At 71.5% G+C, this 25227-nt stretch carries 19 protein-coding genes; 13 read left to right on the plus strand and 6 right to left on the minus strand.

The window, feature by feature from the left end; genetic code table 11:
* Positions 1–46: 46 nt before the first annotated feature.
* The 4 genes from JKJ07_RS12875 (at position 47) to ligA (ending at position 6197) form a co-directional block, all read left to right on the plus strand.
* Entirely contained in the window at positions 47–1231 is a 1185-nt protein-coding gene (locus JKJ07_RS12875; protein WP_202991673.1) for a cysteine desulfurase family protein, read from the plus strand.
* Positions 1232–1241: 10 nt separating this feature from the next.
* Entirely contained in the window at positions 1242–2363 is a 1122-nt protein-coding gene (mnmA, locus tag JKJ07_RS12880) for a tRNA 2-thiouridine(34) synthase MnmA (protein WP_202991674.1), read from the plus strand.
* A complete protein-coding gene (locus tag JKJ07_RS12885; RefSeq protein ID WP_307834227.1) occupies positions 2356–3348 on the plus strand; it encodes a methionine synthase in 993 nt (330 codons plus the stop codon). Before mnmA ends, JKJ07_RS12885 begins: the two co-directional genes overlap by 8 nt.
* A 401-nt stretch (positions 3349–3749) precedes the next feature.
* A complete protein-coding gene (gene ligA, locus JKJ07_RS12890) occupies positions 3750–6197 on the plus strand; it encodes an NAD-dependent DNA ligase LigA (RefSeq protein ID WP_498370751.1) in 2448 nt (815 codons plus the stop codon).
* On the opposite strand, the gene JKJ07_RS12895 is transcribed toward ligA, so the two are convergent.
* A complete protein-coding gene (locus JKJ07_RS12895; protein ID WP_202991677.1) occupies positions 6187–8262 on the minus strand; it encodes a putative bifunctional diguanylate cyclase/phosphodiesterase in 2076 nt (691 codons plus the stop codon). The genes ligA and JKJ07_RS12895 overlap by 11 nt on opposite strands.
* 258 nt (positions 8263–8520) lie before the next feature.
* On the opposite strand from JKJ07_RS12895, the gene gatC reads away from it, so the two are divergent.
* Together gatC and gatA are read left to right on the plus strand one after the other, a co-directional pair.
* Positions 8521–8820, plus strand: coding sequence for an Asp-tRNA(Asn)/Glu-tRNA(Gln) amidotransferase subunit GatC (gene gatC, locus JKJ07_RS12900; RefSeq protein ID WP_202991678.1), 300 nt, complete (start codon positions 8521–8523; stop codon positions 8818–8820).
* Positions 8821–8825: 5 nt separating this feature from the next.
* A complete protein-coding gene (gene gatA / locus JKJ07_RS12905) occupies positions 8826–10289 on the plus strand; it encodes an Asp-tRNA(Asn)/Glu-tRNA(Gln) amidotransferase subunit GatA (RefSeq protein ID WP_202991679.1) in 1464 nt (487 codons plus the stop codon).
* Here gatA and JKJ07_RS12910 read toward each other — a convergent pair.
* Entirely contained in the window at positions 10286–11689 is a 1404-nt protein-coding gene (locus JKJ07_RS12910) for a M1 family metallopeptidase (RefSeq protein WP_202991680.1), read from the minus strand. The two genes, gatA and JKJ07_RS12910, sit on opposite strands and share 4 nt — an antisense overlap.
* A gap of 76 nt (positions 11690–11765) precedes the next feature.
* On the opposite strand from JKJ07_RS12910, the gene gatB reads away from it, so the two are divergent.
* Complete coding sequence (gene gatB / locus JKJ07_RS12915; protein WP_202991681.1) at positions 11766–13265, plus strand: Asp-tRNA(Asn)/Glu-tRNA(Gln) amidotransferase subunit GatB; 1500 nt, start codon at positions 11766–11768, stop codon at positions 13263–13265.
* A gap of 9 nt (positions 13266–13274) precedes the next feature.
* Here the strand turns inward: gatB and JKJ07_RS12920 are convergent, their stop codons facing one another.
* The 3 genes from JKJ07_RS12920 to JKJ07_RS12930 all read right to left on the minus strand — a co-directional run bounded on the left by JKJ07_RS12920 (position 13275) and on the right by JKJ07_RS12930 (position 16530).
* A complete protein-coding gene (locus JKJ07_RS12920; protein WP_202991682.1) occupies positions 13275–14864 on the minus strand; it encodes a metallophosphoesterase family protein in 1590 nt (529 codons plus the stop codon).
* Between the two features lie 62 nt (positions 14865–14926).
* Complete coding sequence (locus JKJ07_RS12925) at positions 14927–16102, minus strand: PQQ-dependent sugar dehydrogenase (RefSeq protein WP_438871394.1); 1176 nt, start codon at positions 16100–16102, stop codon at positions 14927–14929.
* Positions 16103–16155: 53 nt separating this feature from the next.
* Positions 16156–16530, minus strand: a complete 375-nt coding sequence (locus tag JKJ07_RS12930) for a PH domain-containing protein (RefSeq protein WP_202991684.1) — start codon at positions 16528–16530, stop codon at positions 16156–16158.
* Positions 16531–16594: 64 nt separating this feature from the next.
* On the opposite strand from JKJ07_RS12930, the gene JKJ07_RS12935 reads away from it, so the two are divergent.
* The 3 genes from JKJ07_RS12935 to JKJ07_RS12945 all read left to right on the plus strand — a co-directional run bounded on the left by JKJ07_RS12935 (position 16595) and on the right by JKJ07_RS12945 (position 20723).
* Complete coding sequence (locus JKJ07_RS12935; RefSeq protein ID WP_202991685.1) at positions 16595–17680, plus strand: WD40/YVTN/BNR-like repeat-containing protein; 1086 nt, start codon at positions 16595–16597, stop codon at positions 17678–17680.
* Complete coding sequence (locus JKJ07_RS12940; RefSeq protein ID WP_202991686.1) at positions 17680–17979, plus strand: MoaD/ThiS family protein; 300 nt, start codon at positions 17680–17682, stop codon at positions 17977–17979. The genes JKJ07_RS12935 and JKJ07_RS12940 overlap by 1 nt, the downstream gene beginning before the upstream one ends.
* Before the next feature lie 119 nt (positions 17980–18098).
* Positions 18099–20723, plus strand: coding sequence for a putative bifunctional diguanylate cyclase/phosphodiesterase (locus tag JKJ07_RS12945; RefSeq protein WP_307834228.1), 2625 nt, complete (start codon positions 18099–18101; stop codon positions 20721–20723).
* A 4-nt stretch (positions 20724–20727) separates the two neighbouring features.
* Here JKJ07_RS12945 and JKJ07_RS12950 read toward each other — a convergent pair whose 3' ends face one another.
* A complete protein-coding gene (locus JKJ07_RS12950; protein ID WP_202991687.1) occupies positions 20728–21741 on the minus strand; it encodes a LacI family DNA-binding transcriptional regulator in 1014 nt (337 codons plus the stop codon).
* A 309-nt stretch (positions 21742–22050) separates the two neighbouring features.
* On the opposite strand from JKJ07_RS12950, the gene JKJ07_RS12955 reads away from it, so the two are divergent.
* The 3 genes from JKJ07_RS12955 to JKJ07_RS12965 are packed head-to-tail and all read left to right on the plus strand — an operon-like array spanning position 22051 to position 25227.
* Entirely contained in the window at positions 22051–23337 is a 1287-nt protein-coding gene (locus tag JKJ07_RS12955) for an ABC transporter substrate-binding protein (protein ID WP_202991688.1), read from the plus strand.
* 55 nt (positions 23338–23392) lie between these two features.
* On the plus strand, positions 23393–24373 hold the full coding sequence (locus JKJ07_RS12960; RefSeq protein ID WP_202991689.1) for a carbohydrate ABC transporter permease: 981 nt from the start codon (positions 23393–23395) through the stop codon (positions 24371–24373).
* Positions 24370–25227, plus strand: a complete 858-nt coding sequence (locus JKJ07_RS12965) for a carbohydrate ABC transporter permease (protein WP_202991690.1) — start codon at positions 24370–24372, stop codon at positions 25225–25227. Before JKJ07_RS12960 ends, JKJ07_RS12965 begins: the two co-directional genes overlap by 4 nt.

Below are 25227 nucleotides of genomic sequence, written 5' to 3' on the forward strand. Positions count from 1 at the left end.
GTGCTTAGCGCCGGGCCGTTCGTAGTCTCGGAGCGAGGCATAAGCTTTGGCCGTGACGGCCTACTTGGATCACGCCGCGACCACGCCGATGCTCGACGAGGCGCTGGCGGCATATGTTGCGGCGGCCCGCGAGGCCGGCAATCCGTCGTCCCTGCACGCGGCCGGGCGGCATGCGCGGCGCCTCGTCGAGGAGTCGCGCGAGCGCATCGCGGCCGTCCTCGGCGCCCGGCCCTCCGAGGTGATCTTCACCAGCGGCGGCACCGAGGCCGACAACCTGGCCGTCAAGGGCATCTTCTGGGCCCGGCGGGCCGGTTCGCTCAACCGCAGCCGCGTGGTCGCCTCGGCCGTCGAGCACCACGCCGTCATGGACACCGCCGAGTGGCTCGGCACGCACGAGGGCGCCCAGCTCAGCTGGCTGCCGGTCGACGGCGCCGGGCGGGTCGATCCGGCGTCGCTGGCCGAGCTGCTGGCGGCGTACGGGGAAGAGATCGCCGTCGTCAGCGTGCAGTGGGCCAACAACGAGGTCGGCACGATCCAGCCCGTGGCCGAGCTCGCGCGCCTGGCCGCCGAGGCGGGTGTGCCGTTTCACACCGACGCCGTGCAAGCCGTCGGGCAGGTGCCGGTCGACTTCACCGCCAGCGGCGCCGCGGCCATGACCGTCACCGGGCACAAGGTCGGCGGCCCGGTCGGCGTCGGGGCGTTGCTGCTCGGGCGGGACGTGGCGTGCACCCCGCTGCTGCACGGCGGCGGCCAGGAACGCGACGTGCGGTCGGGCACGCTCGACACGGCCGGGGTGGCGGCCTTCGCCACAGCGGTCGAGATCACAGTCAAGAGCCAGGCCGCGTACGCGGAAAGGGTCGGCTCCTTGCGGGACGAGCTGGTGCGCCGGGTCGTCGCCGCGGTGCCGGACGCGATCCTCAACGGTGACCCGGCCGACCGGCTGGCCGGTAACGCGCACTTCAGCTTCCCCGGCTGTGAGGGCGACGCGTTGCTGCTGCTCCTGGACGCGCAGGGGGTCTGCTGCTCGACCGGCTCGGCCTGCTCGGCCGGGGTCGCCCAGCCCAGTCACGTGCTGCTCGCCATGGGCGCCGACGAGGATCGGGCCCGCTCCTCGCTGCGCTTCACGCTCGGCCACACCAGCACGTCGCACGACGTGGACGCGCTGCTGGCCGCCCTGCCCGGCGCCGTCGAGCGCGCCCGCCGGGCCACCGCCTGGAAAACGCCCCGTTAGGCTTGGTGCCATGCGAGTTCTAGCGGCCATGTCGGGCGGGGTCGATTCCGCCGTCGCCGCCGCGCGCGCCCACGCCGCCGGCCACGACGTCACCGGGGTGCACCTCGCGCTGGCGCGCAACCCCCAGACCTACCGCACGGGCGCCCGCGGCTGCTGCACGCTGGAAGACTCCCGCGACGCCCGGCGCGCCGCCGACGTGATCGGCATCCCCTTCTACGTGTGGGACATGGCCGAGCAGTTCCAGGCCAGCGTCGTCGACGACTTCGTGGCGGAATACTCGGCCGGCCGCACGCCCAACCCGTGCCTGCGCTGCAACGAGAAGATCAAGTTTGAGGCCGTGCTCGACCGGGCCGTCGCGCTCGGCTTCGACGCCGTCGTCACCGGCCACCACGCGCGCCTCGGGGCCGACGGGCTGCTGCGCCGCAGCGTCGACGAGGGCAAGGACCAGTCGTACGTGCTGGCCGTGCTCACCCGGGCCCAGCTCGACCGGGCGGTCTTCCCCCTCGGCGACTCGACCAAGGCCCAGGTGCGCGAGGAGGCGGCCGAGCGCGGGCTGGCCGTGGCCGACAAGCCCGACTCGCACGACATCTGCTTCATCGCCGACGGCGACACCCAGGGCTTCCTGCGGGGCAAGCTGGGCGACGCCCCCGGCGACATCGTCGACGGCCGCACCGGCGAGCGGCTGGGCGGCCACAACGGCGCCTACGGGTTCACGGTGGGCCAGCGCAAGGGCCTCGATCTGCGGGTGCCGGCGGCCGACGGGCGGCCGCGCTACGTGCTCTCTATCACCCCGGTCACCAACACCGTGACCGTCGGCCCGCGCGAGGACCTCGAGGTCGGCACGGTCAGCGCGTCCAAGGTCATCTGGCACGGCGCGGCGTCGCCGCTGGAGTGCGACGTGCAGCTGCGGGCTCACGGCGAGGTTTATCCGGCCACGGTGACGATCGAGGGCGACACGCTGACCGCCCGGCTGCACACGCCCGCCCGGGGTGTCGCGGCCGGCCAGGCGATCGTGGCCTATCAGCGCTCGCCCGAGGGCGATGTGGTGCTGGGCTCGGCGACGATCACCGCTGCGGCCCCCGCCGCCCCCGTCCCCCCGTCGAGCGCCCTCCCGGTGGCCTCGCGTGCCTGATTTTCCCTGGCGGCCCGGGTCGGCCACCGGCGTCGGGTCGCTGCCCGGCGCCGACATCGCCGAGGCCCAGCGCATCGTCTTCGGCGAGCTGCCCGAGCTGCCGCACCTGGCCGAGCTGCCCGCCCGCGGCCCCGGAGCCGACATGATCGGGCGCAGCGCCGGTTTCCTGGTCGAGCTGCCCGTCCAGCTCTACGCCGGCCGGTGGCAGGTCGCCCCGCGCCCCGGCAAAGACCTGCGGGTCACCGCCGACCTGCTGGAACGCGACCTCGACCAGCTCACCGAGCAGGGCGAGAAATACACCGGCCCGCTGAAGATCCAGTCGGCCGGCCCGTGGACGCTGGCCGCCTCGATCGACCTGCAACTCGGCGGACGCCTGCTGCGCGACGCCGGCGCCGTGCGCGACCTGACCGACTCGCTGGCCGAGGGCCTGCGCCGGCACGTGGAGGATGTGCGCAAGCGGCTGCCCCGGGCCGAGATCCTGCTCCAGCTCGACGAGCCGTCACTGCCCACGGTGCTGGCCGGACGAGTGCCGACGGAGAGCGGGCTAGGGGCTTATCGCGCCGTTCCCGGTCCTGACGCGGCAACCGCCCTGCGTACGGTGGTCGAGGCCGTCGGTGTGCCGGTGATCGCGCACTGCTGTGCGCCCGACGTGCCGCTGCAGGTCTTCCGGGACGCGCGGGCCGCTGCCGTGGCTCTTGACCTGTCGCTGCTCAAGGATCTCGACCCGCTGGGGGAGATGCTCGAAGCCGGTCTGGGGCTGTTCGCCGGGGCCGCGCCGACGACGCCACCGGCGGGCGGGATCGACGGCAAGAAGGTGGCCGACCGCGTCAGCACGCTGTGGAAGCGGCTCGCCTTCTCGCCGGCCCTGCTGCCGCGCCAGGTGGTGATCACGCCTGCTTGCGGGCTGGCGGGGGTGTCGCCGAGCTATGCCCGAGCGGCACTGACCGCCTGCCGCGAGGCGGGGCGTCGGCTCTCCGAGGTGTAGTTCACGCTCGGCCTCCGAGCTGCCCTCGCGACTCCGCCCTGACCCGGCGCCAAGATTACGACGCCGGGAAGCCGCCATGCCCCGACCCGGCGACCCGCCGGTGTAGCTCGCCCCGCGCTCAAGATCGTCCTGCCGGCGGAGCCCACCCCGGCCCCAAGATCGTCCTGCCGGCGTAGCCCACCCCGGCCCCAAGATCGTCGCGCCGGTGTAGCCCACCCTCCCGGGGGCCACCGCCACGGCCGATTTTACTGAAGTTCGCCGATCTTCGCGGCCGCCCCTGTGGATAACTTCGAACTGTGGACAACCGCCGCGCAGGCGTGCCCAGCACCGAAAATGTCGGGGGTGGCGACTACCGTTCCGGGTAGTTCTCGAACGCGGAGGTTCCGGTGTCTGAAGAGATCGTGGATGCGCAGCCCACTGCCGAGCAGGAGGCGGCCGCCGGCCAAGACCCGACCCCGGAGGCCAGCGCCCGGCATGCCGAGCTGAGCGACGAGCTGCGCGGTCACCAATACCGGTATTACGTGCTCGACTCGCCCACCATCTCCGACGCCGAGTTCGACCGGCTGCTGCGCGAGCTCGAGGCGCTCGAGACCGAGTTCCCCGCGCTGCGCACCCCCGAGTCCCCGACGCAGAATGTCGGCGGCACGTTCTCCACGCTGTTCACCCCCGTCAAGCACGCCGAGCGCATGCTCTCGCTCGACAACGTCTTCGACGACGAGGGGCTGGCCGGCTGGGTCGAGCGCACGCTGCGCGACGCGGGCGGCCCGGCCGAGTTCATCTGCGAGCTCAAGGTCGACGGCCTGGCGATCAACCTGACCTATGAGAAGGGCCGGCTCGTGCGCGGCGCCACCCGCGGCGACGGCACCGAGGGCGAGGACGTCACGTCCAACGTGCGCACCATCCGCGAGATCCCCGAGCGGCTGGCCGGCGACAACCCGCCCGACCTGGTCGAGGTCCGCGGCGAGATCTACTTCCCGGTCTCCGCGTTCGCCGACCTCAACGCGTCGCTGGTCGAGCAGGGCAAGGCACCGTTCGCCAACCCGCGCAATGCCGCCGCGGGCAGCCTGCGGCAGAAGGATCCCCGCATCACGGCCTCCCGCGGGCTGCGCATGGTCGTGCACGGCATCGGCGCGCGCGCCGGCTTCACCCCCACGTCACAGTCACATGCGTACGAGGCTTTGCAGGAGTGGGGCCTGCCCACCAGCAACCGGTGGAAGCTGGTGGGCGACCTGGCCGGCATCCGCGACTACATCGCCTATTACGGCGAGCACCGGCACGACGTCGAGCACGAGATCGACGGCGTCGTCATCAAGACCGACTCGGTGGCCATCCAGGGCCGGCTGGGCTCCACGTCGCGGGCGCCGCGCTGGGCCATCGCCTTCAAATATCCGCCTGAGGAGGTCACCACCAAGCTCCTCGACATCGACGTGAACGTGGGCCGCACGGGCCGGGTCACGCCGTTCGCCGTGCTCGAGCCGGTGAAGGTGGCCGGGTCCACGGTCGCGCTGGCCACGCTGCACAACGCGCGCGAGGTCGAGCGCAAGGGCGTCTGGATCGGCGACACGATCGTGCTGCGCAAGGCGGGCGACGTGATTCCCGAGGTGCTCGGCCCGGTGATCGACCTGCGCCCCGAGGACGCGCGCCCGTTCGTGATGCCGACGCACTGCCCGGCCTGCGGCACCGAGCTGGCGCCGGCCAAAGAGAGCGACATCGACATCCGCTGCCCCAACACGCGGTCGTGCCCGTCGCAGCTCCGCGAGCGGGTGTTCCACCTGGCCGGGCGGGGCGGGTTCGACATCGAGGTGCTGGGTTACAAGGCCGGGCAGGCGCTGCTCGACTCGGGTGTGATCACCGACGAGGGCGACCTGTTCGCGCTGACCGAGGATCAGCTGCGGCAATCGCCGTTCTTCGTCAACCAGGACGGCAGCCTCGGGTCCAACGCGGTGAAGCTGCTGGAAAACCTGGAGCGGGCCAAGGATCGCCCGCTCTGGCGCGTGCTGGTGGCGCTGTCGATCCGCCACGTCGGGCCGACCGCGGCGCAGGCGCTGGCCCGGCAGTTCGGCTCGATGGAGGCGATCGAGGCGATCGTGGCCGCCACCCCGGGCAGCGCCGAGGAAGCCGCCGCAGTCGAAGCGGCCACAGCCGACGCGGCCACGGCCGAGAGCGGCGCGGTTGAGGGTGGCACGGCCGAGAGCGGCGCGGTTGAGGGTGGCACGGCCGAGAGCGGCACGCCCGAGGCGGCAACGGCCGATGCTGACCTCAGCGCCGAGGCGGCTGCTCCCAAGAAGGGCAAGGCCGAGCCCGATCTCCTGTCGACCGTGGAGGGCGTCGGCCCGACCATCGCCGAGAGTCTGCGCGAGTGGTTCGCGGTCGACTGGCATCGCGACATCGTGCGCAAGTGGCGCGAGGCCGGCGTCCGCATGGCCGACGAGCGGGTCGACGAGGGCCCGCGCCCGCTCGAGGGCCTCTCGCTGGTTGTCACCGGCACGCTGGCGACCCACTCGCGCGATCAGGCGACCGAGGCCGTGACGTCGCGCGGCGGCAAGGTGAGCAGCTCGGTCTCGAAGAAGACGGCGTTCGTGGTGGTCGGCGACAACCCCGGCAGCAAGTACGACAAGGCGCTGTTGCTCAAGGTGCCGGTGCTCGACGAGGCGGGCTTCGCCGTGCTGCTGGCCGACGGGCCTGACGCGGCACGAGAGGTCGCCGAGATCGGAGCCGACGCACCAGAGGCCGCCGACGCACCAGAGGCCGGCGGCGCATCAAAGGCTGCCGACGCACCAGAGGCCGCCGACGCAGGAAAGGCCGGCGACGCAAAAGGGGCCAAGAAGGGCGGCGACGCTACTGAGTAGGCAGCGCCACGGTGGGCCGCAGCGGGCGGTAGCGGGCCAGCCAATCGGCCAGGTCGGCGGCCGGCATCGGCCGGGCGTGGAACCAGCCCTGGGCCGCGTGGCAGCCCGCCTCGGCCAGCAGGCGCCACGTGCGCTCGTCCTCCACGCCCTCGGCCACGGCTCGCAGCCCCAGCGCCTCGGCCAGGTCGATGACGGACCGCACTATCGCGGCGTCGCCGTGGTCGGTGGCCATGCCCAGCACGAACGAGCGGTCGATCTTCACCTCGGCCAGGGGCAGCCGGCGCAGGTGCTGCAGCGACGAATACCCCGTGCCGAAGTCGTCGAGCGAGATCGCGATGCCCATCCGGTCCAGGCGCGTGATCGTGCTCAGCACGCGGTGCGGGTCGGCCATCAGCGCGCTCTCGGTGATCTCCAGCTGGAGCAGGTCGGGCGAGATGTCGTACCGGCGCAGCAGGTCGTCGACCCGATCGGCGATGTCGCCCGCGTGCAGGTCGCGCACGCTGACGTTGACCGCCGCCCGCAGCGGTCGGCCCGCGTCCCGCCAGGAAGCCAGCTGCGCCACCACGTCGTGCAGCACCCGGCCGGTGAGCAGCCGCATCACGGGCGTGGGCTCGGCCACCCGGATCAGCTCGTCCGGCCCGACCAGCCCGCGCTCCGGGTGCCGCCAGCGCAGCAGCGCCTCGACCCCGACGACCTCGCCGGTCGCGATGGCGATCTGCGGCTGGTAGAAGAGCACGATCCCGTCGTCGGGCGCGTCGGAGCGCAGCGCGTGCCGCAGGTCGGCCAGCAGGGTCAGCCGGTCGGGGGAGTGGTGGGCCGCGTCCGGGCCGTAGATCGCGTACTGGTCGCCGCGCTGCTTGGCGTCGTACATGGCCGCCTCGGCCTCGCGCAGCAGCGTCGCGCCGTCGCCGCCGGGTTCTCGCTGCAGCGCGATCCCGATCGAGGCCGTCACGTCGAGCGGCGTGCCGTCCAGCGCGAACGGCCGGTTGAGCGCCTCGGCCAGGTGCTCGGCGATGCGGCAAGCGGCCGGCGGCCCGTCGACCCGGGTGGCCAGCACCGCGAACTCGTCGCCGCCGAGCCGCACCACCAGGTCGTGCGCGGGCACCACGTCGGACAGCCGCCGCCCCACTTCGGCCAGCAGCCGGTCGCCGACGCCGTGGCCGAGGGCGTCGTTGACCGTACGGAAGCGGTCGAGGTCGAGCAGCAGCAGCGCCAGCCGCCGCCCCTTCGGCTGCGACAGCACCGCCGCGTGCAGCGCGGGCCGGTTCGGCAGCCCGGTCAGCGCGTCGACCCGGGCCGCCCGCTCGAACTCGCCGGCCGAGCGGACCATCCGGTGCACGGCGTGCAGGGCGAGCAGCACGAGCGGCACGAAGGCCAGCCCGACCTGCGCGGTCGCCAGCACCACCGGCCCGAGCAGCAGCAGCGCGGCCGTGGCGAGCAGTTCGACCCCGAAGCGGCGCAGCCGGCGCAGCCGCTGGAGCTGTCCCGGCCGGTCGGCCATCGACCGGGCGACGAGCGCGGCCAGCCCGTAACGGGCGACGATCCAGGCGCTGGCCGCGGCCACCGTCAGCAGCGCGTCGCCCCAGTCCGGCCCGGGGCCGATGCGCAGCGAGACCAGCGCCACGACCAGGCAGGCCGCCCCCAGCGCGACGGCGTGCTGCACGGCCAGGTGCAGGATCCGCTGCGCGGTGTGCCGCATCCGGAAGCCGGCCACGGTGACCGAGACCAGCTGGACGGCCAGCGCGGGGCCGTAACCCCAGGCCAGCGCGATGGCGAAGGTGAAGCAGATGGACGGCAGGATCACCTCGCTGGCCCGCCGGTTGGCCACCACGTACGGCCGGGCGTCGACGATCACGGCCAGGAAGCCCATCAGCCAGTACGCGGCGGGCAGCGCCTCGAAGTGCGGCCGGTCGAGCGCCCACAGTCCGGCGTCGACGGCCGCCACGAGCAGGCCGGTGACCACCAGCGCACGCCGGCGCCGGGCCCGTTCCGGTGGCGCACCGCCGGAGGAGGCCGGCCGCCGCTGTACGACGTCGTCGTAACCCCCGTCGTACGCCGCGTCCATACGACCTCCACCGTGGCCTCGAGCACCGATCGTTCCCACGATAGATCCACATGGGCGATTAACCGCTAATCGCCTTTCCCGTTATCAAATCGGCATGAGCGGCCAAACGCTCAATAACCCCAAATTACCTCTTCCGAGCGACGCTTCCGGCAAGGTCCGAGCGACGCTGCCAGCAAGGCCCGTCCCGGCCGCCAGGCGGAACCGCGGGCGAAATAGACTCGTACGGTCAGCGACAGCTTTGACAGAAAGTAGGGCAGGATGGCCGCCATCTCCCGCGAAGAGGTTGCGCACCTCGCGCGCCTGTCGCGGCTCGCCGTGACCGAGGAGGAACTGGATCGGTTCGCGGGCCAGCTCGACGTGATCCTGCAGTCCGTGGCCCGGATCGGTGACGTGGCCGCCGACGACATCCCGCCGACGTCGCACTCCGTGCCGCTGACCAACGTGTATCGCGACGACGTGCCGGTCCCGTGCCTCACGCAGGAGGAGGCGCTGTCCGGCGCCCCCGACGCGTACGAGGGCCGTTTCCGGGTGCCGCAGATTCTGGCTGAGGAGGACTGACCGCCGTGTCTGACCTGACCAAGATGTCGGCGGCCCAGCTCGCCAAGGCGATCGCCACCAAGGAGGCCTCGGCCGTCGAGGTCGCCACCGCCCACCTCGACCGCATCGATGCCGTCGACGAGCGGGTGCACGCGTTCCTGCACGTCGACCGCGAGGGCGCGCTCGCCGCCGCGGCCGAGGTCGACGCGGGTGCCAAGACGGGCCCGCTGGCCGGCGTGCCGGTGGCCGTCAAGGACGTCATCACCACCAAGGGCGTGCCCACCACGGCCGCCTCCAAGATCCTCGAGGGCTGGCGCCCGCCGTACGACGCGACGATCGTCGAGCGGCTGCGCGCGGCCGGCACGGTGATGCTCGGCAAGACCAACATGGACGAGTTCGCGATGGGCTCCTCCACCGAATACTCGGCGTACGGGCCCACCAACAACCCGTGGGATCTCGGCCGCATCCCGGGTGGCTCCGGCGGTGGCAGTGCCGCGGCCGTGGCGGCGTACGAGGCTCCGCTGGCCATCGGCACCGACACGGGCGGCTCGATCCGGCAGCCCGGCGCGGTCACCGGCACGGTCGGCGCCAAACCGACGTACGGTGGCACCTCGCGCTACGGCCTGATCGCGTTCTCCAGCTCGCTCGACACCCCCGGCCCCTGCGCCCGTACGGTCGAGGACGCGGCGCTGCTGCACTCGGTGATCGCCGGCCACGACCCGCGCGACTCCACCTCGATCCCGCAGCCCGTGCCCGACGTGGTCGGCGCGGCCCGCCTGGGCGCCTCGGGTGACCTGAGCGGCGTCAAGCTCGGCGTGGTCAAGGAGTTCGCGGGCGACGGCTCCGAGCCGGGCGTGCTCAGCGCGTTCCACGAGTCGCTCGAGGCCCTGGTCAAGCTGGGCGCCGAGATCGTCGAGGTCTCCTGCCCCCACTTCCAGTACGCGCTGCCGGCTTACTACCTGATCGCCCCGAGCGAGGCCTCGTCCAACCTGGCCCGCTTCGACGGCGTGCGCTACGGCCTGCGTACGGGCGACGACGGCAGCCGCTCGCTCGAGGAGGTCATGTCGCTGACCCGCGACGCCGGCTTCGGCCCCGAGGTCAAGCGGCGCATCATCCTCGGGACGTACGCGCTGTCCAGCGGCTACTACGACGCCTACTACGGCCAGGCGCAGAAGGTCCGCACCCTGATCACGCGGGACTTCGAGGCGGCCTGGAATAACGTCGACGTGCTGGTCTCGCCGACCACCCCGTTCGTCGCCTTCCCGTTCGGCTCGCGCACGAGCGACCCGTATCAGATGTATCTGGCCGACCTCTTCACGATCCCCACCAACCTGTACGGCGGCCCCGCGATCTCGGTGCCGTGCGGGCTCTCGGAGGGTCTGCCGGTCGGCTTCCAGGTAATGGCCCCCACGATGGCCGACGACCGCATGTATCGGGTCGCCGCCGCCCTCGAGTCGGCGGTCGGCTCGCTGACGCCCCCCACGCTCTAGGCAGGTGTGGTCGGGGAGTCCAGCCAGGTGTTGATCAGGCTGGTGAAGTTCCGGCCCGTGTGTTTGTTGACGAACGTGATGAACGACGCCCGGTCCTGCTGGGTGTTTCGCTGAGTTTGCACCCAGGCGGTGGCCAGCGCGAAGAAGCGCTGGTCGCCCAGGGCGTCGTTCAGTTCCTTGAGCATGGCCGCCGGGCAGTAGTAGACGTTGCTCTCGGCGAAGTGCCCGGCCTGCGGCTTCCCGGGCGGGCCGAGCTGTTTGCGCAGGCCGGCGTCGCGGCTGCGCAGCACGCTTTCGAGGTCGGCGTCCGACATGGAGTGCCGTTCCTGTTTCCACAGCAGCTGGGCGTAGGTGGCCCAGCCCTCGCTCAGCCACAGGTCCCGCCAGGTCGTCGGCGTGATCGAGTCGCCGAACCAGTGGTGGGCGTATTCGTGCAGCAGATCCTCCTCGAACGGGCCCGGGTAGAAGTGCGGGATCCGGCCGCCGATCGTGACCATCTGCTGAGTCTCCATGCCCGAGCGGGAGTCGACGACCACGATGCCGCCGCTCGGAAACGGGTACGGTCCGAAGCGCTTCTCCAGGAAGGTCAGGAACTCGGGGGACTTCCGCAGCGACGGGACCAGGCGTTCGTCGAGGCCGGGGCGATACCAGTAGCTCAGCGGCAGCCCACGCGGCCCGCTCGCGGTGATTTCCTTGTAGCGGCCCACGGCGAGGGTCTGCAGGTAGGTCGCCATCGGGTCGGTGCTGCGGTAGCGGAACGTCGAGCCCGTACTGCCCGCGGGTGTGCCGCCGGCGATCGCCGACCAGCCGTCGGGCACGGTGACGGCGATGTCGTAGAGCGCCTCGTCGGAGGGATGGTCGTTGGCCGGATACCAGGTGAAGGCCCCGTACGGCTCCTGCATCGTCCACAGCCCGCCCTCCGGTGACACGGTGAGGCCGAGCGGCTCGGCGTCGTTGCGGTTCGACGGCATCGGGGTCGTCGACGGCGTGCCGCGATAGGGCACCGCGAGCGTCAGCTGCCGGTCCTTGCGCGCGGGGGCCGACACGATCAACTTCTCTCCCCGTACGGCGGCCGGGACGTTCGCGCCGTCCACGGTGACCTGGCCCAGCCCGTACGGCTTGAAGTCGAGCTTGATCTCGCGGGCGTCCGCCGTGGGCCGAATGAGCAGGGTCGCCGTACCGGAAAGGGTCTTGGGCTGCCAGGTGAGGTCGAGGTCGTAGTGCAGGACGTCGAGCCCGGGATTGCCGTGCTGCGGATAGAGCGGATCAGCCAGCGGCTCGGAGAGGCCGGCCACGTGCTCGACCGAAGGCGTGGTGGGAGCCGGAGTCGGAGCCGGGGCAGGGGCGTCACAGGCCGCGAGAAGGAGGAGCATTGCTGCGGCGAGGGGAGCGCGGCGCATGCGCGGGACGGTACCCGTCCGGTGCACCTCCCGGGTCACGGAAATTCTGTCGGACCGGCCCACTAGTCTTGTTCGCATGACCACCACCGCGCTGCCCACCTACGAGGACGCTGTCTCGCGTTACGAGCCGGTCATCGGGCTCGAGACCCACGTCGAGCTGGGCACGGCCACCAAGATGTTCTGCGGCTGCCGCACGGATTTCGGCGCCGAGCCGAACACGCAGGTCTGCCCGGTCTGCCTGGGCCTGCCGGGCGCGCTGCCGGTGGCCAACCGCGCGGGCATCGAGGCCACGATCCGCATCGGCCTCGCGCTGAACTGTGACATCGCCGAGTGGTGCCGCATGGCGCGGAAGAACTACTTCTATCCCGACATGCCGAAGAACTTCCAGACCTCGCAGTACGACGAGCCCCTGTGCGTCGACGGCTACGTCGATGTCGAGGTCGACGGCAAGCAATACCGGATCGGCATCGAGCGGGTGCACCTCGAGGAGGACACCGGCAAGAGCCTGCACGTGGGCGGCGCGACCGGCCGCATCCACGGCGCCACCGAGTCGCTGGTCGACTACAACCGGGCCGGCATCCCGCTCGTCGAGATCGTGACCAAGCCGGTGCCGGGCCTGGGCGCGCTGGCCCCCGAGGTCGCGAAGGCCTACGTGGCCGAGCTGCGCGACATCATCCGCTCGCTCGGCGTCTCCGACGTGCGGATGGAGCAGGGCTCGCTGCGCTGCGACGTCAACACCTCGCTCAACAAGCCGGGCGAGGAGTGGGGCACCCGCACGGAGACCAAGAACGTGAACTCGCTGCGCTCGGTCGAGCGCGCGGTCCGTTCCGAGATCATCCGGCAGACCAGCCTGCTCGACGTGGGCACCCGCATCTTCCAGGAGACCCGCCACTTCCAGGAGACGACGGGCGACACCCGCTCCGGCCGCTCCAAGGAGACGGCGACCGACTATCGCTACTTCCCCGAGCCCGACCTCGTGCCGATCGCGCCCGACAAGGCGTGGGTGGCCGAGCTCAAGGCCGCCCTGCCCGAGAAGCCGAGCAGCAAGCGGGCCCGCCTCCGCGAGGATTGGGGCATCAGCGCGACCGACATGGAGTCGGTGGCCAACGCGGGCGCGGTCGAGCTGATCGAGGAGACCATCGCGGCCGGGGCCTCGCCCGCGGGCGCGCGCAAGTGGTGGATGGGCGAGCTGGCCCGCCGGGCCAACGAGACAGGCGTCGAGCTGGCCGCCGTCGGGGCCACCCCGGCCCAGGTCGCCGCGCTGCAGAAGCTGGTCGACGAGGGCAAGCTCAACGACAAGCTGGCCCGTCAGGTGCTCGAGGGCGTCGTCGAGGGCGAGGGCGACCCGGCCGCTGTGATGGCCGCCCGCGGTCTCGGGGTCGTCTCCGACACGGGCGCGCTGACCAAGGCCGTCGACGAGGCGATCGCCGCCAACCCCGACATCGCGGCCAAGGTCCGCGACGGCAAGGTGGCCGCGGCGGGCGCGCTGGTCGGCGCGGTCATGAAGACCACGCGCGGCCAGGCCGACGCCAAGACGGTCCGCGATCTGATCCTGGAGCGCCTCGGCGCCAGCTGAGAAAACCGGCTAGGGGGTCGGCGACAGCGACGGTGCGGGCGTCTCCTCGGCGTCCGCGCCGACCACGTTGCGCTGCATCTCCACGTTGGATTGGCCGGTGCCGCCCAGCCTGATGTCGTCGTAGGCCTTGAGCTGCCTGTTCTCGTCGAAGTAGAGCACCGACAGGCTCAGCGGCGTCGGCTCCTCCTTCTCGAGCCCGCGCAGCCCGGCCCCGCCCGTCGAGCCCTCGATCATGAGCCGGGTGGCCAGCGGGGTCCCGTCGGTTCCGGAGGCCGCGGGGGCGGGCGACGCCGACGGTTCCAGCGTGGGGGCCGGCAGCAGCTCGACCGAGCGCTGGTGCCGGTGCCCGGAGAGCACGAGCGGCACCACCCCCGACAGCGGCGGCGCCATCGCCGGGTCGTGCACGAGCGCGATGTCGACCGGCTTGTCCGAGGCCCGGATGGTGTCGGCCAGCTGCGACCCGGCCCGCAGCAGCGGCGACTGGGTCGGATCGTCCGCGTTCTCGGCGGGCGGGGTCTCGCTCTTGTCGGGGGTGAACTCCGGGTCCCCGATGCCACCGATGGTCAGGCCGGCCACCGTGGTGATCTTGTTGTCGAGCACGGTCGCGTTGCGCTGACGGGCCACGGCGGTCTGGATCGACGCCGAGTCGTGGTTGCCGCGAACCCAGATGTACGGCACCCCGACCGACGGGATCGACGACGCGTACCCGGTCTCGGCCGTGCTGCCCCAGTCGACCAGGTCGCCCGTGTCGATGACGGCGTCGATGTCGAACGTCTGCACCACCGTCCGGATCAGCCCGTACGCCTGGGGGCTGAGGTGCAGGTCGGAGACGTGCAGGAGGCGGGTCGTGTTTTCCGCGGGCTCGTAGACGGGCAGCGACGACACGGTCGTGTAGAGCCGGCTCACGTTGCTGACGATCTGGTTGAGCTGGTCGGCGTACTTGCCGTAGTTGTCGGCGATCCGGCGCGCGTCACCGACCACGGCGGGCGCGTTGACCAGCAACCCCTCGTAGCGCGGCTCGGCGATCGAGTCGGGCCGCAGGGTGCTCGCGGCCAGGCCGAGGCTGCCCCCGGTGACCAGCAGGGCGGTCACCCCCGAGGCGGCGACCCGGCGGACGTTCCGGAAGATCAGCGCGCTCAGGATCAGGGCGCTGAGCACAGCGATGCCCAGCGTGCGCACGCCCAGGCGGATCACGCCGTCGCGCACGTCGGAGACCGCGTTTTCGCCGGCCCGGCTGATCGTGGCCGGGTCGTCGATCAGGGCCTCGGTGCGGTTCTGGTCGAGCGCGGCCAGGTTGACCTTGAGATGGATCGGGCCGTCGTGGCTGTCGAGGTGCAGCGAGCCGAGCGGCGGCAGGTCGACCTCGGTGCCGCCCAGGACCGACGGGTTGATCGACATCTCGGCGCGGAACGGCCCCACGTTGACGTTGGCGTGCGCGAACAGCATCGTGCCGATGACGGCGCCGCCCACGCTGATCACGGCGATCATGGCCGCGACCCGCACCCGCCTGGTCCACGGGCTGCGCCTGACCCTCCGCCACGCGGACGGGAATCGGCGGACCACCGACAAGAGGCGCCGGGGCGGAGTCTGCTCGATCATCGTCGGCTCACCTGCCCCGCCCCTTCGCCCGTCAAACCGTGCTCCCCACCACCGTGGCATGGTCAGCTGCGGCCGGCGCCACCGTCCGAGAAGACCAGCCGAACGATCCGGTCGTCGTCGGGGCCGGGGGTGCCCGCCTGCTCCTGGTTCGACGTGCCGGCCCAGAGCGAGCCGTCGGGCGCGGCGACGATGCTGCGCAGCCGGCCGTACTCGCCGACGAGCGCCTCCTGCGGCGTGCCCAGCACGGTGCCGTTCTCGGTCACGTTGAGCAGATAGACGCGCTTGCCCTGCAGGCAGGCGGTGGCGACCATCTGCTCGAGCACGGCGACCCCCGAGCAGTCGGAGTCCTTCACCGGCCAGCTGAACATCGGGTTGGTCAGCTTGGTGTCGCTGCCGGGGCCGTCGGCCTTGGGCCAGCCGTAGTTCTTGCCCTTGGCGATCACGTTGAGCTCGCCCGACTTCTTCTGGCCGCTGTCACTCGCGTACAGGCGCTTGGTCTTGTCCCAGGCCAGGCCCTGCACGTTGTGATGGCCCGAGCTCCAGACCAGGCTGTCCTTCGCCGGGTTGCCGGGAGCGGGCTTGCCGGCCGTGGTCATCCGCAGGATCTTGCCGCCGAGGCTCTTCGGATTCTGCGCCTGCGTGCCGGTCGGCGTGCCGTCGCCGGTGCCCGCGTAGAGCTGGCCGTCGGGGCCGAAGGCCAGCGCGCCGCCGTTGACGCCGGTCGAGCGGGGGATGCCGGTCAGGATGGGCGTCAGCTTCCCGCCGAGCACCAGCTTGCCGACCCGGTTGTCCTTGGCGGTGGAGTAGTAGACGTACACCGTCTTGTCGGTCTCGTACTTCGGCGAGATCGCGATGCCCAGCAGGCCTCCGTCGCCGGTGGCGCGCACGTCGGCGAGCCGCTGAGCCTCGGTGACCGTCAGGCCCTCGGCGTCGGACTCGGGGCCGACCTTGAGGATGCGGGCGGTGTCACGCTCGGTCACCAGCGCCGACCCGTCGGGCAGGAAGGCCATGCCCCAGGGCACGTCGAGCCCCTTGGCCAGCACGGTGACCGCGACCTCCTGGCTGCCGCCGCTGGGGCTCTGCGCCTCGTCGGAGGCGTCGGCCGACGGCTTGGGCAGGTTGGGCGGCGCGCCCTGCTGATCGGGATCGGGCGGCCCGAAGCTGCAGGCCGAGGCGAGCCCCAGCACGGCGGCGAGCGTCACCGAGACGGCGCGGGCCCGACGGGAACGCACGATCACTCGACCTCCTCGAGGGTTCGACGCACCCCAGGGTAGCGAGGCCGGCTGGGAAGCTACTCGGAGTGGCCGATCTGTTGCTGACCTGCGGCCAGAACCCGGGGCAGGTTGTCGGGCGTGACCCCGGTGAGCCGGATGACCTTGCCGTTGTCGAGCAGTGCGGAGATCTGCCCGCTGCGGTCGGGGGCCAGCTCGTTGACGCGCTGCCAAGGCACCTTGGTGCTGCCGACGAGGGCGCGCACCCGCAACTCGTCGGCGTAGACGTCGGTGCCGGCCCGCCAGGCCCAGACGAAGATCGCGGTCGGGATCAGCAGAACCGGAGTGAGCTGCCACATCGCGCCGGCCAGGGGGATGGCGCAGACGAACGCGATCACGGCGGCGACCATCAGGGCGCCGGTCTTGCGGACGCGCAGCAGGGGCTTGGAACTCACGACTTCATCCTCCCACCCACGGTGTGCGGTGCTTTCGCCGGTCCCGGGCCGGATAATCGTGCGCATGACTGTCCTGCTCGCGATCGGCACACAGAAAGGCCTGTTCCTGGCCTCGAGCGACGACGACCGGCGGACCTGGCGCGTCGGTCCGGCCCACTTCCCCGGCACGGCGGTCTACACCGTCGGCGTCGACACCCGCGGCGCGCGGCCCCGGCTGCTGGCCGCCGTCGACAACTCCCATTTCGGCCCGAGCGTGGCCGTCAGCGACGACCTCGGCGCGACTTGGCACGAGCCCGAGACCGCCCCCATCGCCTTTCCGGCGGACGCGGGGGTCGCGGTCGAGCGCGTCTGGCAGATCGTGCCCGGCCATCCCGACGAGCCCGGCGTGGTCTACGCGGGCTCGCAGCCTTCCGCGCTGTTCCGCTCGACCGACGGCGGGGAGTCGTTCGAGCTGGTCCGCGGCCTGTGGGACCACCCGCACCGCCCGCAGTGGGGGGCCGGGTTCGGCGGCCAGGCGATCCACACGATCCTGCCGCACCCCGGCGACCCGTCCCGGCTGCTGGTGGCCATGTCGACGGGCGGGGTCTACCGCTCGGCCGACGGCGGCGCGAGCTGGGCCCCGGCCAACAAGGGGATCAAGGCGTACTTCTTCCCGGACCCGTGGCCCGAGTTCGGTCAGTGCGTGCACCGCGTCGCCCGCGACGCCGGCGATCCGGAGCGGCTGTACGCGCAGAATCACCACGGGGTCTACCGCTCGGCCGACGGCGGCGACAGCTGGCAGTCGATCGCGGACACCCTGCCGTCCGACTTCGGCTTCCCGATGGTCGCCCACCCGCGCCGGCCGGGCACGATCTGGAACTTCCCGCTCACCGCGGACGGCGAGCGCCACCCCACCGACCTGTTGTGCCGGGTCTATCGGTCGACCGACGCGGGCGAGAAGTGGGAGCCGCAGCAGCGTGGCCTGCCCCCGGGCCCGTATTACCCGGTCGTGCTGCGCGACGCGATGTGCACCGACGAGCACGACCCGGTGGGCGTCTACTTCGGCACGAGATGCGGGGAGGTGTTCGCCACCAACGACGAGGGGGAGAGCTGGGCGACCGTGGTGTCGCATCTGCCCGACGTGCTCAGCGTGCGGGCGGTGACCGCCTGATGCCGGTGCTGCTGGTGCCGGGCGTGCTGCGGGCCGAGGCGGGCGGCGAGTCGCGGCTCGAGATCGCCGCCGCCGGCACCCTCGGCGCGGTGCTGGCCGAGGTCGGCGAGCGGTGGCCGCGGCTGGCCCGGCGCATCCGCGACGAGCAGGGTGCCGTCCGGCGTTACGTGAACGTCTATGTGGACGGCGAGGACGCCCGGCGGGTGGCCGGCCTCGACACCCCGGTCGGCGGCGCCTCGGAGATCCAGGTGCTGCCGTCGGTGGCCGGCGGCTCCGTTTCCGGCGACGGTTGTCCGTAGCCGACGATCTGGACGTGCGAAGGTCCAACACGCGGCCGTAACCTGTTCGAGGGACGTTCGTTGTCCGGTGCAGCTCCCTCTGTCCCCCTTGTTTGACGAGACGCCGAGGATCCGTCGACGTGGCAGTGCCGCTCCCCCCGCGCACCGCCCGGCCTCGTGGCCGGGTGTGGCTGTCGGCCGTGCCCGCGGCCGCGGCGATCGTGCTGCTGACCGGCCTGACCGGGGTCGTCGCGCCCGAGCTCGCCCTGGCCCTCGGGGCCGGCGGCTGTGCCCTCTGGGCGTCCGCCCTGCTCGTGCGGGCCGCGCTCTCGATCCACCACGCCGACCGCTCGTTCGTGGCCTGCCGTGGTGCCGGCTTCGTCGGCCTGGGTGCGCTCGCCACCGCGCTGGCCGTGCTGGTCACGCTGCTGTCGCCGCCGGGCGCGACAATCTGGGTGACCGTCGCCTTCGGCCTGGCCGCGGCCTGCTTCGCGGTCGGCACCCTGCTGCTGCCCGGCTCGGGCAAGGGCTGGATCGTGCACTCCCGGCGGGCCTTCGACGGCCTCGGACTGGGCGTCAGCCTGGCCTTCGCGGGCTATCTGCTCACCCCGGAAGAGGCGGAACACCCCGGCGGCCTGCCGGTGACCCTGATCGGCGCCACCGGCATCGCGATCGTGCTGGTCGCCATGCTGCGCGGCTGGCCGGCCCGGCGCCCGGCGGTGCGTTGCGGCATCGGGGCGATCCTCGTGCTCTGCGGCCTCGCCGCCGTCACGACGATGCTCGCGGCCGGGGCCGGCGGCCCGCTGCTGGTCGCGACCGGGCTGCCGATCGTGGCCGGCCTGGCCCTGACCGCCGAGGGCGGCTCCCGCCGGGACCTGCCGGCGCCGCCGCTCGAGCCGCGCAACCCGGATCAATATCTGGCCAGTTATCCGTTGCTGGCCGTGCCGGCCGCGGTCGGCGTGCTGGCCGCGGTCTGGCATCTGATCGTGGCCCGCCAGTTCGACTCGACCAGCATCATCCTCGGCATCGCCATGGTCGCCGTGCTGGCGATGCGCGAGCTGCTCGTGGTGCACGACATCCGGCGGTACGCGAGCCAGCTGCTGACGGCCGAGGCGCACTTCCGCTCCCTGGTCGCCGGGGCCACCGACCTCACCCTGGTGCTCGACGAAAATCTGCGGATCACGTGGCAGTCGCCGGCCGCGTCCCGCCTGTTCGGGCTGGACGACGACGAGGTCGTCGGCCGCACGTTCCGCGATCTGATCCACGCCGACGACGCCGAGACCGCGCAGGAGATCATCGACTCGGTGCTGGCCGGTGAGCCCACGGACGGGCCGCCCGCGCTGGTCACGGCCCGGATGCGGGACGGCGCCGGGTGGTGGCGCGACACCGAGTCGACGATCTCCGACCAGCGCGGGGTGCCCGAGGTGGCGGCGCTGGTGGTGCACGTGCGCGACATCGGCGAGCGCCGGCACCTCGAGCGCACGCTGCACAAACTCTCGTACACCGACCAGCTCACCGGGCTGGCCAACCGGCGGGCGCTGATGCGCGACCTGCTGGCCCACCGGCGCCGGGCGGGCCGGCCGGGCACGCTGCTGGTGATCGACCTGCACGGCCTGGCCGAGATCAACGACAGCCGGGGCCGCGCGACCGGCGACGCCGTGCTGATCGAGGTGGGCCGGCGGATCCGCGGCCTGCTCGCCGCCGAGGACGTGCCGGCCCGGCTCGGCGGCGACGAGTTCGCCGTGCTGACCGCCGACGGCGCCGTGCTGGCGTACGCGCTGGCCACGCGCATCGCGACCGTGCTGGCCGAGCCGCACCAGCTGCCCGGCACGATCGTCGAGCTGCACACCAGCATCGGCCTGGCCGAACTGGCCGGCGGCAGCGACTCCGACGAGGTGCTGCGCCACGCCGACCTGGCCCGCAAGCGCGCCCGCCAGCTCGGGCTCGACCGCGTCGAGTGGTACGACCCCGACGTCGAGATGAAGCTGAACCGCCGGATGGACCTCGAGCGCGAGGTGCTCGGCGCGGCCGAGCGGGGCGAGCTCGACCTGGTCTTCCAGCCGGTGGTCGACCTGCGCGACCAGCAGCCCGTCGGCGTCGAGACGCTGCTGCGCTGGCGGCATCCGCAGCTGGGCACGATCCTGCCGCACGAGCTGCTGCCGATCGCCCGCGCCGTGGGCATCTCGGCCGAGCTCGACGAGTGGGTGCTCGACACCGCCTGCAAGCGGCTGTCCGGCTGGGCGGGCGGCGACAACGGCTTCTGGCTGTCGGTCAACGTCTCGCCGCGTGAGCTGCTCACGGCCCGGTTCCCCGACCGGGTGGCGGCGACCCTGAAGCGGTACGGCGTGGCCCCCGAGCGCCTGGTGGTCGAGGTGGCCGAGGCCTGGATCGCCGAGGACGTGCCGGCGATCGTGGCCTCGCTGGCCGGGCTGCGCAAGCTGGGCGTGCGGGCCGCGCTCGACGACTTCGGCGCCGGGCAGGCCTCGCTGTCCCACCTGCGCCGCCTGCCGGTCGACATGCTCAAGCTGCACGCGTCGCTGGCCGGCGCCACCTCCGAGGCGGCGGGCAACGGCCCCGCGGTGATCGACGTCGTGGTCAGCCTGGGCCGCCGGCTGGGTCTCGAGATCGTCGCCAAGGGCCTGGAGTCCGAGGAGCAGATCGAGCGGGCGGCGCAGGCCGGCTGTCTCTACGGCCAGGGCTTCGCGGTGGGCCGCCCGGCGCCCGCCGAGCGCATCGAGGCCTACCTGGAGACGCACCGCACCTGAGGCTTCAGCGCGGTGGTGCGGTGCTTCCCCGCGGGGTCAGGTGGGCCGTTCCCGCCTCGACGTTGCTGACCTGCTTGCCGTCGATCGCGGCCAGCAGCTCGCGGGCGGCGTGCGCGCCGTATTCGGCGATGTCGCGCGACAGGGCCGTGAGCGGCGGGTGCACCAGGCTGCACAGCGGCGAGTCGTCCCAGGCCACGATGGACAGGTCGCCCGGCACGGCCAGCCCCATCTCCTGCGCCACGGCCAGGCCGGCCACGGCCATCACGTCGTTGTCGTAGATGATGGCGGTGGGGCGGTCGGCGCCGATCAGGAGCCGGCGCGTCGCCCGGCCGCCCTCTTCGCCCGTGTAGTCGGACGGCACGGTCAGCGCCTCGTTGAGGCCGAGCGCGGCGCAGACGTCGTTGAAGGCCCGGGTGCGGGTCTGCGTGTGCAGCAGGCCGGGCAGGCCGCTGACCCGGGCGATCCGGCGATGGCCGAGCGCCGTCAGGTAGCGCACCGTCTCGGTGATCGCGCCGGCGTCGTCCGACCACACCTGGGCGATCTTGCCGGTGTCGCCGGGCCCGCCGATGACGACCGCCGGAAGTTGCAGCTTTTGCAGAACCGGGATGCGGACGTCGTTCTCGCGGAGGTCGGTCACGATGACGCCGTCGATGCGGCGCTCGCCCCACCACCGGCGATAGACCTCGACCTCCTGCTCGGGGGTGGCCACCACCTGCAGGGTCAGCGCGTAGGAGCGGGCGGCCAGCTCGGCCTCGAAGCCGCTGATCAGGCCCATGAAGAACGGCTCGATGCTGAGGATGCGGGCCGGGCGCGACAGGGTCAGGCCGACGGCACGCGCGCTGGCCCCGGACAGCGCTCGCGCGGCGCTGTTGGGGTTGAAGCCGATCTCCTGGGCGATCGCGACGATGCGCTGCCGGGTCGCCTCGGAGACGCCGGGCTGGCCGTTCAGCGCGTACGACACCGCGCCTTTCGACACGCCCGCCCGCCGCGCTATGTCGGCGATCGTGGGCCGCTTCACTCGGTCTCCTCTTTTCCCGCCGAGCCTACCGGCGGAGTTTACCGGTGCAGGAATCGGTAGAGCGCTCTCACGCGAATCCGCGCCGTCATGGCGGATCGGCCGAGGCGTGTCTTGATCGGTTAAGTGTTGGCGACCACACCCACTTTGTAAACAGCGATCGCCACTTTAGTCCGTTTCACCCTGCTTAACGGACACTGACAACGTTGACAGATCACCGGCGTAACACGGTATTGACACTTATCGAGGACCGGCTTAGCGTCTCCACAACTTACCCGGTTCAGTAAATCTCTCTCCGGCATGGAGGCTCCAATGAGACGGACTTTGAGCGCGGTCGCGGCCGGCCTCGCGGCAACCTTGGTGATCGCGGGCTGCAGCGGTCGTGACCTTGAGAGCAGCAACAAGACCGAGGGCGGCAGCGGCGAGCAGATCACGCTGAAGGTCGCGTTCTGGGGCGACATGGGCCTCGACAAGCTCAAGGCCGACTACGAGAAGGCCCACCCGAACGTCAAGATCGTGCTGAACACGGGCGAGTTCAACGCCCAGCACGAGGACCTGCAGAAGAAGCTGGTCGCGGGCACCGGCGCCCCGGACATCTCGGCGGTCGACGAGGGCTTCATCGTTCAGTTCCGCAACCAGTCCGACAAGTTCGTCAACCTGCTCGACAAGGGCGCCGGCGACTTCGAGTCGAAGTATCTGGACTGGAAGTGGAAGGCCTCCATGTCGTCCGACGGCAAGCAGATCGGCCTCGGCACCGACGTCGGCGGCCTGGCCATGTGCTACCGCTCCGACCTGTTCAAGGCGGCCGGCCTGCCCACCGATCGCGAGGAGGTCTCGAAGCTCTGGACCAACTGGGACCAGTTCATCGAGGTCGGCAAGAAGTACGTGGCCAAGACCGGCAAGAAGTTCGTCGACTCCGGCACCAACATGTTCAACCCCGTGCTCGCCCAGCAGCCGGTCGGCTTCTACAACGAGCAGGAGCAGCTGCAGATGGACGGCGGCCCCAAGGTCGCGTTCGACGTGAGCATGAAGGCGATCGACGCCGGCATCTCGGCCAACCTGGCCAGCTTCCAGCCCAACTGGAACCAGGGCTTCAAGAAGGACCAGTTCGCCGTGCTGGCCTGCCCGGCGTGGATGCTCGGCCACATCCAGGAGACCGCGCCCGACCAGAAGGGCAAGTGGGACATCGCCGCGATCCCCGGCGGCGGCGGCAACTGGGGCGGCTCGTGGTGGACCGTCCCGTCGCAGGGCAAGAACATCGACGCCGCGGTCGACTTCGTGAAGTGGATGGTTCAGCCCGAGCAGCAGATCGAGGTCTTCGAGACGGTCGGCAACCTGCCCTCGCAGCCCGACCTCTACAAGGACCCGAAGGTGCTGGCCTACAAGAAGGAGTTCATGAGCAACGCGCCCACCGGCCAGATCTTCGCGGCCACCGCGGCCGGCCTCAAGCCGCAATACCTGGGCAAGAAGAACGGCCCGACCCGCGTGGCCGTGGAGAACGTGATCACCCGCGTGCAGCAGGGCGGGCTCAAGTCGAGTGCGGCGTGGCCCGAGGCGGTCAAGCAGGCCGAGAAGGTCGCCAAGACCGGTAAGGCCTGACGGTTCAGCCAGGCGGGGCGGCGGCACGCCGCCCCGCTCTTCCCTAGGAGAGGCCGTGTCCCTCACTGAGCTCCGGCCGGCGTCGCATCGCCCCGCCCCGCCGCCGAAGAAAGTCAGAACCAGGAGCTGGCTCTACCGGTTCGACAACAAGACCATCCCGTACGTCTTCATCTCCCCGTTCTTCATCCTGTTCGGCATCTTCGGCGTCTTCCCGCTGATCTTCAACGGCGTCGTCGCGGTGCGGAACTGGCGGCTGGACGACCCGACGCTGACCGGCTGGGCCGGCCTCGGCAACTTCGAGCGGCTGCTGTCCGACGAGGACTTCTGGAACGCGCTGGGCAACACGTTCGGCATCTTCATCCTGTCGACCGTGCCGCAGCTGCTGATCGCGCTGATCATCGCGAACCTGCTCAACCGCAAGCTGCGCGGCACGACCTTCTGGCGGATCGGCATTCTGCTGCCGTATCTGACCCCGGTCGTCGCCTCGACCCTGGTCTTCGCGATCTTCTTCGCCCGCGACAACGGCATGGCCAACTGGTTCCTGTCGCTGGTCGGCTTCGGGCAGGAGACCCCGCTCGACTGGCGGGCCCAGAAGTGGAGCGCGTGGATCGCCATCGCCACGATGGTCAACTGGAAGTGGATCGGCTACAACGCCTTGCTCTACCTGTCGGCGATGCAGGCCATCCCCAAGGACGTGTACGAGGCGGCGGCCGTCGACGGCGCCGGCGCGTGGCGGCAGCTGTGGCGGATCACCGTGCCCATGATCCAGCCGGTCGTGGTGTTCACCGTGATCCTGTCCACCATCGGGGGGCTGCAGCTGTTCAACGAGCCGATGATGTTCGACGAGAACCCGCAGTCGGCCAGCGGCGGCTCGGCCCATCAGTTCCAGACAATCGCCCAGCTCATCTACAAGGTCGGCTGGAAGGACCTCGACCTGGGTTACGCCGCGGCGATGTCCTGGGCTCTGTTCCTGATCATCCTGCTCGTCGCCGGCCTCAACACCCTGCTCACCCGGCGCATCGGAGGCGACCGATGACCAAGACGTACATCAATCGCGCGCCTCAGGACACCGGCGGCACCTGGCTGACGTACGTGAGCCTCGGGGTGGTCCTGCTCTTCTCGGCCTTCCCGGTCTACTGGATGTTCGTCATCTCGACGAGCACCGACGAGGCCGTGGCCCAGATCCCGCCGTCCGTCCTGCCCGGCGGCGAGTTCTGGACCAACGCGAACGAGGTGTTCACGCTCAATGAGGTCTTCTTCGCGGCCTCGCTGATCAACAGCGTGATCGTCTCGTCCGTGATCACCCTGGCCACGCTGTTCTTCTGCTCGCTGGCCGGCTTCGCGTTCGCCAAGCTGCGCTTCCGCGGCCGCAACGCGCTGCTGGTGGTGGTCGTGCTGACCCTGACCGTGCCCAGCCAGCTCGGCATCGTCGCCCTCTACATCGTGATGGGCAAGCTCGGCTGGAACGGCACCCTGCTCGCGGTCATCGCCCCCGGGCTGGTCAGCGCGTTCGGCGTCTTCTACATGCGGCAGTTCATCGCGCACGCCGTGCCCGACGAGCTGGTCGAATCGGCCCGCATCGACGGGGCGCTGAACATGCGCGTCTACTGGAACATCGTGCTCCCGGCGATCCGCCCGGCGCTCGCCGTGCTCGGCCTGCTCACGTTCGTGATGGCCTGGAACGACTTCCAGTGGCCGCTGATCCAGCTCAACGGCACCGACTTCCCGACCTCGATGGTCGCCCTGTCCGACCTGGCCAGCGGCAACTACGTGATCTATCGGCGGGTGCTGGCGGGTGCGTTCATCGCCACAGTTCCGCTGATCGTCCTGCTGTTGATCGGCGGACGGCAGATCGTACGGGGGATCATGGAAGGCGCAGTCAAGTCCTGA

Origin of the sequence: Paractinoplanes lichenicola, from assembly GCF_016785085.1 — a bacterium.
In the GTDB taxonomy this organism is placed as follows: Bacteria; Actinomycetota; Actinomycetes; order Mycobacteriales; family Micromonosporaceae; genus Actinoplanes; species Actinoplanes lichenicola.